This window comes from Nitrosospira multiformis (genome assembly GCF_003050865.1).
Taxonomy (GTDB): Bacteria; Pseudomonadota; Gammaproteobacteria; order Burkholderiales; family Nitrosomonadaceae; genus Nitrosospira; species Nitrosospira multiformis_E.
The window spans coordinates 52,248-67,279 of sequence record NZ_QAOK01000014.1 but is presented as its reverse complement, the minus strand read 5'-3'; the positions used below and the strand labels follow the sequence as shown (position 1 = coordinate 67,279).

General features: G+C 54.0%; 15 protein-coding genes. 13 read left to right on the top strand and 2 right to left on the bottom strand.

The window, feature by feature from the left end:
* Nucleotides 1-20 precede the first annotated feature (20 nt).
* A complete protein-coding gene (gene egtD, locus C8R21_RS08935) occupies nt 21-998 on the bottom strand; it encodes an L-histidine N(alpha)-methyltransferase (protein ID WP_107762373.1) in 978 nt (325 codons plus the stop codon).
* Complete coding sequence (egtB, locus tag C8R21_RS08930) at nt 995-2,317, bottom strand: ergothioneine biosynthesis protein EgtB (RefSeq protein ID WP_181258888.1); 1,323 nt, start codon at nt 2,315-2,317, stop codon at nt 995-997. Before egtB ends, egtD begins: the two co-directional genes overlap by 4 nt.
* 447 nt (nt 2,318-2,764) lie before the next feature.
* On the opposite strand from egtB, the gene C8R21_RS08925 reads away from it, so the two are divergent.
* The 13 genes from C8R21_RS08925 (at nt 2,765) to accD (ending at nt 14,987) form a co-directional block, all read left to right on the top strand.
* Nucleotides 2,765-3,316 carry a PRC-barrel domain-containing protein gene (locus C8R21_RS08925; protein ID WP_074972998.1) on the top strand — a complete coding sequence of 184 codons (552 nt, stop codon included), beginning with the start codon at nt 2,765-2,767 and terminating at the stop codon, nt 3,314-3,316.
* A gap of 185 nt (nt 3,317-3,501) precedes the next feature.
* Nucleotides 3,502-4,650, top strand: coding sequence for an MFS transporter (locus tag C8R21_RS08920; protein ID WP_107762371.1), 1,149 nt, complete (start codon nt 3,502-3,504; stop codon nt 4,648-4,650).
* 90 nt (nt 4,651-4,740) lie between these two features.
* The gene (leuC, locus tag C8R21_RS08915) at nt 4,741-6,150 is read left to right on the top strand and encodes a 3-isopropylmalate dehydratase large subunit (protein ID WP_107762370.1); all 1,410 of its coding nucleotides are present in this window, start codon (nt 4,741-4,743) and stop codon (nt 6,148-6,150) included.
* Nucleotides 6,151-6,200: 50 nt separating this feature from the next.
* Nucleotides 6,201-6,326, top strand: coding sequence for an entericidin A/B family lipoprotein (locus C8R21_RS08910; protein WP_074972994.1), 126 nt, complete (start codon nt 6,201-6,203; stop codon nt 6,324-6,326).
* Nucleotides 6,327-6,346: 20 nt separating this feature from the next.
* Nucleotides 6,347-6,985, top strand: a complete 639-nt coding sequence (leuD, locus tag C8R21_RS08905) for a 3-isopropylmalate dehydratase small subunit (protein WP_107762369.1) — start codon at nt 6,347-6,349, stop codon at nt 6,983-6,985.
* Nucleotides 6,986-7,011: 26 nt separating this feature from the next.
* Nucleotides 7,012-8,073, top strand: coding sequence for a 3-isopropylmalate dehydrogenase (leuB, locus tag C8R21_RS08900; RefSeq protein WP_107762368.1), 1,062 nt, complete (start codon nt 7,012-7,014; stop codon nt 8,071-8,073).
* Between the two features lie 62 nt (nt 8,074-8,135).
* Entirely contained in the window at nt 8,136-9,248 is a 1,113-nt protein-coding gene (gene asd, locus C8R21_RS08895) for an aspartate-semialdehyde dehydrogenase (RefSeq protein ID WP_107762367.1), read from the top strand.
* Nucleotides 9,249-9,561: 313 nt separating this feature from the next.
* Nucleotides 9,562-10,389, top strand: coding sequence for a type IV pilus assembly protein FimV (locus C8R21_RS08885; RefSeq protein ID WP_146162464.1), 828 nt, complete (start codon nt 9,562-9,564; stop codon nt 10,387-10,389).
* 194 nt (nt 10,390-10,583) lie between these two features.
* A complete protein-coding gene (gene truA / locus C8R21_RS08880) occupies nt 10,584-11,471 on the top strand; it encodes a tRNA pseudouridine(38-40) synthase TruA (protein ID WP_107762365.1) in 888 nt (295 codons plus the stop codon).
* Entirely contained in the window at nt 11,456-12,082 is a 627-nt protein-coding gene (locus C8R21_RS08875; RefSeq protein ID WP_107762364.1) for a phosphoribosylanthranilate isomerase, read from the top strand. The genes truA and C8R21_RS08875 overlap by 16 nt, the downstream gene beginning before the upstream one ends.
* On the top strand, nt 12,069-13,265 hold the full coding sequence (gene trpB, locus C8R21_RS08870) for a tryptophan synthase subunit beta (RefSeq protein ID WP_107762363.1): 1,197 nt from the start codon (nt 12,069-12,071) through the stop codon (nt 13,263-13,265). The genes C8R21_RS08875 and trpB overlap by 14 nt, the downstream gene beginning before the upstream one ends.
* A gap of 16 nt (nt 13,266-13,281) precedes the next feature.
* A complete protein-coding gene (gene trpA, locus C8R21_RS08865) occupies nt 13,282-14,121 on the top strand; it encodes a tryptophan synthase subunit alpha (RefSeq protein ID WP_107762362.1) in 840 nt (279 codons plus the stop codon).
* A complete protein-coding gene (gene accD, locus C8R21_RS08860; protein WP_107762361.1) occupies nt 14,118-14,987 on the top strand; it encodes an acetyl-CoA carboxylase, carboxyltransferase subunit beta in 870 nt (289 codons plus the stop codon). Before trpA ends, accD begins: the two co-directional genes overlap by 4 nt.
* Nucleotides 14,988-15,032: the final 45 nt, after the last annotated feature.

The window sequence follows — 15,032 nt, the reverse complement described above, 5'->3', positions numbered from 1 at the left end:
ATCAGAAATCTGAGCAGTTTTTATGTTATCACGCCAAGGCTGACCGCAAACCAGGAATCAGGATCTGTCCAGGTATGCTCGACCCGGAAGCCGCCGGATCGGAGCAGGTTTTCGAGATGCTCAACGGTGTATTTGTAACTGTTTTCCGTGTGAATCCGCTCACCCTGATCGAACTGCAATGTCATATCAAGTGCATCAATTCTTACTGATTGCCGACAGGCGCTTTCAAGATGCAGTTCGATGCGCGATTCTGCCTCATTCCAGAATGAGATATGGCAAAACGATTCGGGGTCGAAGTGCCCCCCCAGTTCCCGGTTGATCCGTACAAGAAGGTTTTTATTGAATGAAGCGGTCACTCCCGCGTCATCGTCATACGCCGCATGCATGACTTCGGCATCCTTCACGAGATCTGCGCCAAGAAGCAACTTATCTCCGGTGGACAAATTCCGAGCAATGTTTTGCAGCAAGGCTATCGCTTCATCGTTTTCCAGGTTCCCGATACTGGAGCCAATATAAAGAACAAGGCGTGGCGGGGTCTGATGTTCAAGAAATGTCAGGTTGTCGAAATCGCCCACCTGCGGGTGAACTTTCACCGTGCCCAATTCGCTTTCCACCTCATCCTTGGCTAACTTCAAGGCGGCATCGGAGACATCGAGCGGAAAGTAATTCACGCCGAATTGCCGCTGCACGAGAGAACGCAACAGAATGCGGGTCTTGGTTGCGGTTCCTGCGCCAAGCTCGCTGACAGAGACATTGCGGCGAAGATGGCTGCATATCTCCTCCGCATGTGCCGTCAATATCCCCGCTTCTGTTCTCGTAGGATAATATTCCGGCAAACAGGTAATCTGCTCAAACAAGGCGGAGCCGGCAGCATCATAAAGGAGCTTTGGCGGCAGGCTCTTGGGTGTGCGAGAAAAGCCTTCCAGCACATCCTCGGCAATGGAAGGGAGAGGAGCAGGAGTAAATTTCCGGTGGAGGTGTTTCGATGTAATAATCATGAAATCCTGTCGTTACTGTCATGAGCCAGGCGTATTCCGGAGAACTGCCAGCGCTTCTGTGGCAGAAAGAAATTACGGTATGACTTTCGTATATGAGATCGAGGCGTAACGCAGGAACCGCCGCGCAGGACCATCTGGTTACACATGAATTTCCCGTTATATTCACCTTCTGCCCCTGCTGGCGGACGGTAACCGGCATAGGCGGAATAAGGACTTGAGGTCCACTCCCACACATCACCCAGCATCTGTTGGATGCTTGTCTGTTGTGATGCCCAATAAACGGCTGGCGCGGGATGAAAAATTCCGCTTTCAAGCAGGTTTGGAGAATTGTTGTCAGAACATCTGTTCGACCGTGCAGCAACTTCCCATTCGGATTCCGTCGGCAGCCGGGCACCCGTCCAGCGCGCAAAAGCATCCGCTTCATAGAAGCTTACGTGGCATACCGGTTCACTTGGGTTGACCGGCACGCTTCCGCGGCAGGTAAATTGAGTCCATCCATCCCCGGTCTGTTCCCAATAGAGTGGCGCCGTCCATTGCTTCTCGCAAACATGGTCCCAGGCATCCGACAGCCATAATTCCGGCCGCCGATAACCTCCGTCGGCCATGAATTCCAGGTATTCCTCGTTCGTTACAAGACGGGAGGCAATGCGAAAGGCGCTCAAATAGGTGGGATGCCGGGGTAATTCGTTATCAAAGGCAAAACCTTCTGTATCGTGCCCTACCTGGTAGATGCCTTCTTCAAAACGACACCATTTCAACGGCGCAGCGGCTGTCGCAGTCGTTGCGACAGTACGCATTTGTCCCCCCAGGTAACTGGGCCGCAGGGGATTGGTCCAGAAGGCGTGTTTGATATCTGTGACGATCAATTCCTGGTGTTGCTGCTCATGATTCAATCCCAGTTCAAGCAATCGTAAAGCTTCCTCTGAAGCTTCGCTTGCAAGAAATTTGTCCATGGCATTGTCTACATAGGCACGGTAAAGGCGAATCTGGTCGAGAGTGGGACGGGAAAACGTACCCCGAATAGAGCGATGGGGATGCCCTCCCAGCCGTTTGTAGTAGGAGTTGAAGAGGAAGCTGAATCGATCATTGAAGCGGGCGTAACCCTGAAAATGCTGCGCGAGGATGAATTCCTCGAAGAACCACGTGGTGTGGGCGAGATGCCATTTGGACGGGCTCGCGTCGGCCATGGACTGGACCATCTGATCATCCGGCCCAAGTGTTTCAACGAGTTTCAACGTCTGCCTGCGAATTTCACGATATCGTTGAAGCCATGTCGGCAATGGCGACAATACGACAGGTCGATCAAGTGTTTTCAGCATGATTATTTATCTATGGACATTTATCTATCGTGACGATACTCATTTCGATTGGAAGGGATATCTTTCCTTTCGTATGCTTTCATATGAACAGGCCAATTTCTGCATTCCTTTATTCCTTATCCCTTATCGATGACTGGTTCCTGTTGCAAATTTTCCCTAAAGAGAGAGGGTGCATTCTGTACGCTTTCAGACATATAAATTCTGAATGAGGTGAATTGCGGGCGATATGTGGGAAAAGTCTGTTTTTGTTCGATACCGTACTGACCCTCTTTCCCGGTTGAAGCATCCTGTACATGTCTGAAGCGCTTCGAGGAAGGACCGGCACACTGGCAGAAAGCGGCAGAACCCGGATTGAAGCGGTGAGGGTGAATGAAGAGAGGTTCTTACAGGAAGTTCAAGCAGTAGCCTTTAAGAATTACTAATTTCATACTTTCATAGGAGATAATCATGGCTTATACAGATCGCGATACCTACGGCATGTACAAGAAGTATGGTAAGGAGGAAGGGAAGGGACCGGGGCCCCGTCTGATGGGGGCGGACACCCTTATTGGCGAGGATGTATACAACACCAAGGACGAAGATCTTGGCGACATCAAGGAAATCATGCTCGACATGAACAACGGCAAAATCGCTTATGCCGTGCTGTCTTTCGGTGGATTTCTGGGAATGGGGGATAAGCTCTTCGCTGTGCCTTGGAGCGCGCTGACGCTCGATACGGAGAATAAGCGCTTCATCCTCAATGTGGAGAAGGACCGCCTCGACTCCGCGCCGGGATTCGATAAGGATGACTGGCCGGACATGGCGGATCCATCCTGGCAGAACACCATCAATTCCTACTATGGAACGAAGTCTTACATGGATACAAGCTACGAAACCACATCCAAGAAAGACTATACGACCTCTGCCCATCGAAACAATGAAAGGATCATTCCGGTTGCACCGGTCGGCGCTGACCACGTGAAAGATAAAACCGACGACACCTTTCACACTCACAAGTAAAGACTTATTAGGTAGTGTCAGGTGAACAAGGGGTGCAGGATTATCCTGCACCCCTTGTTTTATGGGGGTTGCATACTGCTTGACCTCCTCATGCGGCCAACAGGTGCGGAACATTGTGCTTTAAACCGCATAACGCTTTACAGGCTGATTAAATGATCTGTCAAATAGCCTGTAAACTCGCATAAATGCAATCCATCCCCTATTGGCGTCTTTCCGGCTTCTATTTCTTCCATTTTGCCTTTATTGGCGCCTTTGCTCCTTATTGGACTCTTTACCTCAAATCCCTTTCCTTCGCTTCCTTTCAGATCGGTGTGCTCATGTCCCTGCTGCATGTCACTCGCATCTTTGCCCCGGCTGCCTGGGGCTGGCTTGCAGATCACATCGGCAAACGCATGCTCATTGTACGATCGGCTGCAATCGCAGGATTGATCAGCTACTGTGGCGTTTTTCTCGGCGACTCTTATGGCTGGCTGTTTGTGGTCATGGCCCTGCTGAGCTTTTTCTGGAGTGCTTCCCTGCCGTTGATCGAAGCTACGACGCTTTCATATCTTGGAGAAAGCATCACAAAATACGGACTCATCCGGGTCTGGGGCTCGGTAGGATTCATTCTGGCGGTAACCGGCGTCGGTTATCTGCTGGATGCAACCGGCATCAGCTCGCTGCTATGGGCCGTCCTTGGCTTCAAGCTCGGTATTGTCTTTTTTTCACGCCTCATTCCTGAAGTCAGGGCAGTAACGCATCCTGCCACCGGGCATTCCATTCCACAAATATTCCGACGGCCGGAAGTACTGGCTTTTTTTGCAGCGTGCCTGTTGATGGTGTTTGCGCATGGCCCCTACTACACCTTTTACTCGATTTATCTTGTCGAGTACGGATACAGCAAAAGTCTCGTAGGCTGGCTGTGGGCCACAGGGGTTATCTGTGAGATCGGCATATTTTTCCTGATGCCGCAGTTGATGCGCCGATTCCGCATGAAACAGATCATGGTGTTCAGTTTCGGTTGTGCCATAGCACGCTTCCTGATGATAGGCTGGGGCGTGGAATGGCCGTTTGTCATATTGTCTGCACAGGTGCTGCATGCCGCAACCTACGGGGCGCATCACGCCACGGCCATGATGGTGGTGCACCGGCTCTTCGGTGGGCGCCACCAGGCGAAAGGGCAAGCCCTCTACACCAGCCTCACATTCGGGCTCGGTGGCACCATTGGCGGCATATTCAGCGGTTACTCGTGGGATTGGCTGGGGGCAGGGCTCACTTTTACGATCAGTGCGATGGCCGTGTTGCTCGGCTTGGGGCTGGTAGTCTGGAAGATGGACATCGACCGGTTCGCGTGACAATTGCCTCACTCTTGCTGTTCCTTGATATTTCATTATGGGATAATGAAATATTGAGATTTGAAGCCGTTATCCCCATTTCCCACAAAAATGCAAACGTTATACGACAAACTCTGGCAAAGCCATGTGGTGCACGAAGAATCCGATGATCCGGAAGGCATGGCGCTGCTATATATCGATCGCCACCTCGTACACGAGGTGACCAGCCCCCAGGCGTTCGAAGGGTTGAAGCTGGCCGGACGCAAGCCGTGGCGCCTCAATTCCATTCTGGCGGTAGCAGACCACAATGTGCCGACCACCGGGCGGGATCATGGCATCAGCGATCCGGTATCTCGCCTGCAAGTGGAAACGCTCGATCAGAATTGCGAGGAATTGGGTATCACCGAATTCAGGATGAACGATCGGCGCCAGGGTATCGTGCATGTCATCGGACCGGAGCAGGGCGCCACCTTGCCAGGGATGACAGTGGTTTGTGGCGACTCGCATACCAGCACGCATGGCGCTTTTGCCTGCCTTGCTTTTGGCATAGGTACTTCGGAGGTGGAGCATGTGCTGGCGACACAGTGCTTGCTGGCAAAGAAATCAAAAACGATGCAGATCGTGGTAGAGGGTAACCTGGGTCATGGCATTACCGCCAAGGACATTGCGCTTGCCGTTATTGGCAGGATTGGTACTGCCGGGGGTACAGGCTATGCAATCGAGTTTGCAGGCAGCGCGATTCGTGGACTGTCGATGGAAGGGCGCATGACGCTCTGCAACATGGCGATCGAGGCGGGTGCGCGTGCGGGAATGGTGGCGGTGGATGACGTTACCATTGAATATCTCCGGGGCCGTCCCTTTGCGCCTGAAGGCAATCTATGGGGAAAAGCGGTTGCCTATTGGCGTACCCTGAAGAGTGACGAGGGTGCGAATTTCGATAAGGTTATGCAACTGGACGCAACCTCGATCAAGCCACAGGTAACCTGGGGAACTTCTCCGGAAATGGTTACGACAGTGGATGGAAAGGTGCCTGATCCGGCAGAAATCGCGGACGCCGTGAAGCGTCACGACATGGAGCGGGCGCTCAAATATATGGCGCTGGCCCCAAACACTCCGATCAGTGAAATTCGCCCCGACAAGATATTCATCGGCTCCTGCACGAATGCGCGCATAGAGGATTTGCGGGCCGCCGCCGAGGTGGTAAGGGGCCGTCGTATTGCGAAGAGCATCAAGCTTGCGATGGTCGTGCCGGGATCCGGCCTGGTCAAGCATCAGGCAGAACAGGAGGGGCTCGACAGGGTATTCCGCGATGCGGGATTTGAATGGCGCGAACCAGGTTGCTCGATGTGCCTCGCAATGAATGACGACAGGCTGGAGCCCGGCGAACGCTGCGCTTCCACTTCCAATCGTAACTTTGAAGGCAGGCAGGGTCCCGCGGGGCGTACTCACCTGGTGAGTCCTGCAATGGCCGCGGCTGCCGCCGTCGCGGGACATTTTGTGGATGTAAGGGAAATATATTAGAATCCGCTTATAACAATAACGGTTTTTTGATACTACTACAGGGAGTTGTGATGAGAATGCTGACAGTAATGGTTGCCTTGATCGCTGCTTTTGGCCTGTCTGCCTGCCACACCATTCAGGGTGTGGGCAAAGACGTTCAAAGCGGCGGAGAAGCCCTGGAAAAATCTGCAAAATAATTGCAAAACGGTAATCAGCAGTGAAAAAGTTTCATTCATGCGAGGGATTGGTGGCGCCGCTGGATCGGGCCAATATCGATACTGACGCCATCATTCCCAAACAGTTTCTAAAATCCATCAAGAGATCCGGTTTCGGCCAAAACCTCTTCGATGAATGGCGATACCTGGATCATGGCGAACCGGGCATTGATCCTGCCACCCGTAAACTCAACCCCGACTTTGTGCTTAACCTGCCGCGTTACCGCGGTGCCCGGATACTTCTTGCACGCGCCAATTTCGGTTGCGGATCCAGCCGGGAACATGCTCCCTGGGCATTGCAGGATTACGGCTTTGAGGTAATCATTGCCCCCAGTTTTGCCGATATTTTTTTCAACAACTGCTTCAAAATAGGTTTGCTTCCCATCGTGCTCGACACCTCACAGGTGGATCAACTGTTCCGCGAGGTCGAGGCCACCGAAGGGTACCGATTGCTCGTCAATCTGGAGCAGCAATCGGTAACTACTCCCGCCGGAGAATCTTTCTCTTTCGATATCGATTCTTTCCGCAAGCATAGTCTTCTGAATGGTCTGGACGAAATCGGCCTCACGTTGCAGCATGCGGACAAAATCCGGGCGTTCGAAGAAAGACGCCGCGTAGAACAGCCGTGGCTGTTCGCCTGACAGACTTTCCCCTTTAAAAGGATTTTATGAAAATAGCAATTCTGGCCGGAGATGGTATCGGTCCGGAAATTGTCGCGCAGGCTGTGCGCGTGCTGGAAACGCTGAGAAGCGATGGATTGAAGCTGGAACTGGAACAGGGGTTGCTGGGCGGGTGCGCGGTAGATGCAGCGGGCGAGCCTTTTCCCGAGGTAACGCGCAGATTGGTGAATGAGGCAGATGCCGTAATCCTGGGGGCAGTGGGCGGTCCCCGGTATGACGCGCTGCCCCGGCAACTCAGGCCGGAGCAAGGCCTTCTTGGGATACGGAAGGCCTTGAACCTGTTTGCCAATCTCCGGCCCGCGGTACTTTATCCTGAACTTGTCGATGCTTCCACGCTGAAGCCCGAGGTGGTGTCCGGACTCGATATCCTGATTGTGCGCGAGTTGACCGGGGATATTTACTTTGGCGAGCCGCGTGGTATTGAATTACGGAATGGTCAGCGCATCGGCTACAATACCATGATTTACAGCGAAGCAGAGATCCGGAGAATAGCGCGGGTGGCTTTCCAGGCAGCGCGCAAGCGTAGTCGCAGGCTGTGCTCTGTCGACAAGATGAACGTACTGGAATCAACCCAGCTGTGGCGCGACGTGGTGACCGAAACGGCGGGTGAATATCCCGACGTGGAGCTTTCGCACATGCTGGTGGACAATGCGGCCATGCAGCTTGTACGAAATCCAAGGCAGTTCGATGTGGTTGTGACAGGCAACATGTTCGGCGACATCCTCTCGGATGAGGCATCCATGCTGACCGGCTCGATAGGCATGCTGCCTTCGGCATCGCTCGATGAGCGGAATAAGGGGCTTTACGAACCCATACATGGTTCCGCTCCGGATATTGCCGGCAAGGATATGGCAAATCCTCTGGCAACCGTACTCTCGGTCGCGATGATGTTGCGCTATACCTTCGATCTGGAGGAGGAGGCATCCCGAATCGAACGGGCAGTGAAAAAGGTGCTGGCTGATGGATATCGGACTGCGGATATTTACGAGCCAGGAAAGATGAGAACCGGAACCGCAGCAATGGGTGATGCGGTTCTGGCAAGTTTGTAGATACGGCACTTCACATCCTGCGGTTGAATCAAACCAGGATTTCTTCCAAAAGAGAGATATCAATGAAACGAGTCGGTTTTATCGGTTGGCGGGGCATGGTAGGGTCGGTTCTCATGCAACGCATGCGGGAAGAAAATGATTTTGCATTGGTGGAACCAACTTTCTTCTCCACTTCGCAGAAGGGCGGCAAAGCACCGGATATCGGCCAGGAAGCTCCGCCCCTGAAGGACGCGAATGATATAAACGAGCTCAGGTCAATGGATGTCCTGGTTTCCTGCCAGGGAGGGGATTATACCGGCGCGATTTTTCCCCGGCTGCGGGAAGCTGGCTGGCAGGGTTACTGGATCGATGCAGCCTCCACGCTGCGGATGAAAGATGATGCTGTCATCATACTGGACCCGGTCAACATGCCTGTTATCGAGCAGGCGCTGCACGATGGGATAAAAAACTATATCGGGGGCAATTGCACTGTCAGCCTGATGCTGATGGCCATGAACGGGCTCTTCAAAGAAGAGCTGGTGGAGTGGATGAGTGCTATGACTTATCAGGCAGCTTCCGGGGCCGGCGCGCAGAATATGCGGGAATTGCTTCTGCAAATGGGCGAAGCGCATCGCGTGGCGAAAAATCTGCTGGATGACCCTGCGGCCGGCATACTCGATATCGACCGTGAGGTGGCGGGAACACTTCGTGATGAAAATTTTCCAACCGAGAATTTCGGGGTGCCGCTTGCGGGCAGTCTTATCCCCTGGATAGACAGGGATTTGGGCAATGGGCAGACACGGGAAGAATGGAAGGGACAATCCGAGACGAACAAGATACTGGGGCGTAGTGAACGAACGGTTCCCGTGGATGGTATCTGTGTTCGTGTAGGCGCCATGCGGTGCCATAGCCAGGCGCTGACCGTGAAGCTGAAGAAGGATGTTCCTCTGGATGAAGTTGAAGACGTGCTTGCCGCTTCGAACAGTTGGGTAAGGGTCGTTCCCAATGAGCGGGAGCATACATTGAAAGAGTTGACTCCTGCTGCGGTTACCGGCAAGCTGACAATACCGGTTGGCCGATTGCGCAAGCTTGCCATGGGCGGCGAGTATCTTTCTGCATTCACTGTGGGAGACCAGTTGCTCTGGGGTGCAGCCGAGCCGCTGCGCAGAATGCTCAGAATCCTGGTGGCGGCCTGAGAACCGATAGAAGCGGCAAAGGCGCACGGTCGACCAAGACATCGTGTTGCCTGGTTTCCATCTTCTGGAGCTTCCCTTGCGCCTTTTCGAGACTCATTTTTTCGCAATCGCCCGATTGAGATTGCCTATCGTTCGATGGCAGCCCGCTTTCTTCTTGAACGAAACCCGGGTGCACGTCTTGCATGCCTGCAGCCCATGTCTGATCGGGCTCCCGATCTTCGTCAAGGGATAGGGCATTCCTCCCTGAGAGTATATTGCCGTGCAGAAGCCGAGGTTTAAGTGCAGTCTGTTTTTTTCATTTCTGGCCGCTGTGATGTCGGTGGAAGCCAGTCATGCAGCAGGTCTGGGAAGGCTCACTGTCAATTCTGTGCAAGGGCAGCCGTTCCAGGCAGAAATCGATCTGGTGACGGTAACAACAGAAGAGAAATCTTCCCTGAATGCTCACCTTGCATCACATGATGTCTTCCGCAAGGTAAATGTCGATTATTCTCCGCTTTTATCCACGTTCAGAACCACCATTGAAATCCATCCAGATGGTCAGCCTTATATCCGGATTGTTTCTCCGCAACCCGTTGACGAACCGTTCCTGAATATCCTGATTGAGCTGAACTGGGCATCAGGGCGTTTATTGCGTGAATATACAGCCTTGCTACCCCTTGCCGAAACAGGTGCATTGTCCCGGGAAAATGAGTCAGCTCAGCCGCCATCGCATTGCTACCCTGCAGATGGTAAAACAGATCCAGCCATAGCGCACGATAGTGTCTCGTCAGGACAAGCCAGGCTCCTTCCAGGAGCAACTGCGTCAAACCCGTCCTATCGGACCTATGGTCCCGTAAAACCAGGCGATACGCTGTCAGGAATCGCAAAAAATATCGCGCTTCCTCCTGAAGCAAGCTTCAATCAGGCGCTGGTTGCACTGTTTCACGCAAACCGCGAGGCATTTACTGACAACAACATGCATCAACTCAAGGCCGGGTTCGTCCTGAGAATACCCGACAGCAGTGAAATCAATATGATAACGATAGGGGAAGCCAATCAGGAAGTGAGGATGCATACGGCCGAGTGGCACAGAAAACAATCTTCCAAAACAGAAGAAAGGGAGAAAGAATGGGGACCATTGCCGTGGGCACTCGTTCTGTAGCAGGAAAGCGTAAGATCCCTGCAGGAATCTTGTGGGGAAGCGATGGCCGATGGCGAACTAGTCAATCAGCACCTCACTGTTGCGCTGGAAAGCGTCTGTTTATACGTCACTACTTCCGTTTCCCGAAACGTGTTTAAAAATTCCCTGGGCAGGTCCGGTACAAGTATCACCAAAATCACGATGGTAGCTTTACCGTGAGAATCGCAATGGTGCTGGAGTATGACGGCACCAATTTCTGCGGCTGGCAAAGCCAGCCAAGGGGAAATACCGTGCAGGATGCTGTGGAAGCGGCCTTATCGGAAATTGCGGGCGAGCCCATTCGAGTAGTCACGGCAGGGAGAACTGATGCAGGAGTCCATGCTATCTACCAGGTGCTGCATTTCGATACTCGGGCGGAACGACCCATGAGTGCGTGGGTGCGGGGTACAAACGCACTGCTGCCCGACAGCATTGCCATGCTATGGGCCTCCCGAACAGCGGATGATTTTCATGCCCGCTACTGTGCGATCGAGCGCTGCTACCTCTATCTGTTGCTGAACCATCCGGTGCGGCCGGGACTTCATCAACACAAAGTCGGCTGGTTTCATCAGCCGCTCCATCTCGAATCGATGCAAACGGCGGCTCAGATGATGGTGGGCGAACACGATTTCAGCGCCTTTCGCGCTGCTGAATGCCAGGCCAAATCCCCCGTGCGCACCGTGACAAAACTGGAAGTTACGCGAGTGGGAAATATTGTTGTGTTTGAGTTGCGCGCCAATGCATTTTTGCACCACATGGTACGTAATATCGTCGGTTGCCTGGTCTATGTGGGCAAAGGTAAGTTTCGTCCTGACTGGATAGGGAAACTGCTTGAAAACGGGAAGCGCAGCGAAGCTGCGCCGACTTTTTCCGCTTCCGGGTTATACTTGGCAGGAGTTGCCTATGACATGAGGTGGAAGCTCCCGCCTTTTGTCGAACCCTCTCTTGCCGCAATAATGCCGGGCACGACTAGGCTGGCTGTCGTCCCATCATGGGCGACGAGTGGCGGAAACCGGGTTTCGGCAGCAAAACCGGAAGTCAGGGATATATGTCGATTCGAGTAAAAGTTTGCGGTATAACCCGAGTGGAAGATGCGCTTGCGGCAGTGCATCTCGGAGCGAATGCTGTGGGCTTTGTCTTCTGGGAGCGGAGCGCGCGTTATATTTCACCGGCCGGAGTCCGCGGAATCGTGTCCGCGTTGCCGCCATTCGTTACTTCAGTGGGTGTCTATGTCGACCCTGAGGCAGGGTGGGTGGACGAAAGCATCTCGGTTGCTGGCCTGAACCTGCTGCAATTTCACGGCAGCGAAAGCCCCGAGTTCTGCCGGCAATTTTCACTTCCCTATATAAAGGCGGTAAGAGTCAGGGCGGGGCTGGATTTGCTACAATACGCATCCCTTTATGCAGGAGCTATCGGTTTGCTGCTGGATACGTATGTGGAAGGCGAACCCGGGGGGACCGGAGAGGCGTTCGACTGGAACCTGATTCCGCGCAATCTGCCGCTGCCGCTGATTCTTTCGGGTGGATTACACGCAGGCAACATTACGAGCGCGATCCAGCAGGCGCGTCCATGGGCAGTAGATGTGTCCAGTGGGGTGGAAGCCGCGAAGGGCATTAAGGATTCGGAAAAAATTGCAGCATTCATGCGAGGAGTTGGAATCAGTGAAAGTCTATGATCTTCCGGATAGTCACGGTCACTTTGGTCCGTACGGCGGTATCTTTGTCGCGGAAACGCTGATCTCGGCCCTGGAGGATTTGCGCATACAGTACGAGCGCTATCGCAGCGATGCTGACTTTCAGGGAGAATTCGCCCATGAACTCAAGCATTATGTGGGACGCCCCACTCCCATTTATCATGCAAAACGATGGTCGGCGCATCTGGGGGGCGCCCAGATCCTGCTCAAGCGCGAAGACCTGAACCATACGGGCGCACACAAAATCAATAATGCGATGGGACAGGCGCTACTGGCCAGGCGAATGGGCAAATCGCGGGTAATAGCCGAGACCGGCGCTGGCCAGCATGGTGTTGCCACGGCTACGGTTGCAGCCCGTTATGGGATGGAGTGTGTCATATACATGGGATCGGTCGATGTGGAGCGCCAGGCCGCCAATGTTTACCGGATGAAGCTTCTGGGTGCGGAGGTCATACCGGTCGAATCCGGTTCACGCACGCTGAAGGATGCCTTGAACGAGGCCATGCGCGACTGGGTGACCAATGTTGCGGATACTTTTTACATCATCGGTACTGTGGCCGGACCTCATCCCTATCCCATGATGGTACGTGATTTCCAGGCTATTATCGGGCGCGAGGCAATAATCCAGATGCAGGAGGATTATGGACGGCAGCCCGATGCCCTGATCGCCTGCGTAGGTGGCGGCTCAAATGCCATTGGGCTTTTTTATCCCTATCTTGACAGCAGCATCCGGATGATCGGAGTGGAAGCGGCCGGACACGGAGTGGAGACGGATCAGCATGCCGCCACCCTGACGAAGGGACGGCCGGGCGTGTTGCACGGCAATCGTACTTACCTGATCCAGGACGAGAATGGGCAGATCGTTGAAACACATTCCATTTCGGCAGGCCTGGATTATCCTGGCGTAGGACCGGAGCATGCCTGGCTCAAGGACAGCGGCCGTGCTGAATATATCGGAATAACCGATGAGCAGGCTCTGGAAGCATTCCATGCACTGTGCCATTACGAAGGGATCATTCCGGCGCTCGAATCCAGCCATGCACTGGCTTATGCAGCCCAGCTCGCATCTGCGCTCACTCCTGATAAGCTGTTGCTGGTGAACTTGTCGGGGCGTGGCGACAAGGATATGTCTACCGTTGCGCACGCTTCGCATATCACCTTATAACCTGCAAAGTCCGTTCATGTCCCGTATTTCCACCCTGTTTGGCAAGCTGCGCCAGAATCGGAGAAAGGCACTCATTCCTTTTATCACTGCTGGCGATCCCGAACCCGGAATGATGGTCCCACTGATGCATGAACTGGTGCAGGCTGGCGCCGACATCATCGAGCTGGGGGTTCCATTTTCCGATCCGATGGCGGATGGACCGACGATTCAGCGTTCTTCCGAACGTGCGCTGAAGCATCGCGTTTCATTGCAGGATGTGCTGGCAATGGTGGGAGAATTCAGGGAAAGTGATTCCAGTACGCCGGTTGTGCTGATGGGTTACGCCAATCCGGTCGAAGCGATGGGCTATGATGCATTCACGGCAAGAGCAAAAGCGTGCGGCGTAGATGGTGTGCTGATTGTGGATTATCCTCCGGAGGAATCGGTGGAGTGGGTGGAATGCCTGAAACGTCAGAATATCGCTCCCATTTTCCTGCTTTCTCCGACTACGCCACAGCAACGCGTCGAGCGGGTGGCGTCCCTCGCGGAAGGATATGTGTACTACGTTTCGCTGAAAGGCGTTACCGGTTCGCTTCACCTCGACCTGCGTGATGTGGCGGAGAAACTCGACGGACTGCGTTCCCACATTTCCATTCCCATCGGAGTGGGCTTTGGCATACGTGACGGCGCAACCGCCCGGGCAGTGGCGGAGCTTGCCGATGCAGTGGTGGTGGGAAGCCGCATCATCGAAGAAATTGAAAGATCGCCCAAGGCGGAGGTGCTAACAAATGTCCATCGTCTGGTAAAAAGTCTGCGAATTGCAATAGATGCGGCAAGTCCTGCATCATCAGCCGCCGTTAAACTTACACACTTATGAGCTGGTTTCAGAAACTTCTCCCGCCCAAGATCAAGCGCAAGGAAAGCGGTGAAAAGAAAGCGGTGCCTGAGGGACTGTGGAGCAAGTGCGCCTCCTGCGAGGCAGTGCTTTACTATTCCGATCTGGGGAACAATCTCAACGTCTGTCCCAAGTGCGGTCATCACAACCGGATCTCCGCGCGCGTCCGGCTCGACCTGTTTCTGGATCCGGAGAATCGCCGCGAAATCGGGGCAGAAGTCCATTCGCTCGATCCCCTTAAATTCAAGGATAGCAAGCGTTACTCCGACAGGCTGGCGGAGGCGAAAAGAGAGACTGACGAAGATGACGCCTTGGTCGTGATGCAGGGCAGCGTCAAGGCGGTTCCCGTCGTTGTCGCAGCATTCGAATTCGGTTTCATGGGGGGGTCGATGGGATCCGTCGTCGGCGAACGCTTCATACGCGGTGTGCAGACATGTGTCGACCGGCGTCTGGCCTTTGTATGCTTTGCGGCGAGTGGCGGGGCGCGCATGCAGGAAGGCCTGCTGTCGCTCATGCAGATGGCCAAAACCACTGCCGTACTGACCCGGCTGAGCCGTGAAGGGCTTCCGTTTATTTCGGTCCTGACGGACCCTACCATGGGCGGTGTGTCTGCCAGTTTTGCTTTCATTGGCGATGTAGTGATTGCTGAGCCGGGCGCCCTGATCGGTTTTGCGGGACCGAGGGTGATCGAGCAGACGGTGCGGCAGACCCTGCCGGAAGGATTTCAGCGCTCCGAGTTCCTGCTGGAGCATGGAGCGATAGACATGATCGTCGATCGCCGGCGCATGCGCGACAAGGTCGCCAACTTGTCTGCGTTGCTGATGCGCACTTCCTCCCCTGCACCCTGAGCATTTTCGCTCGACGCATAATCACACTTACCGTGCCATCGCAGG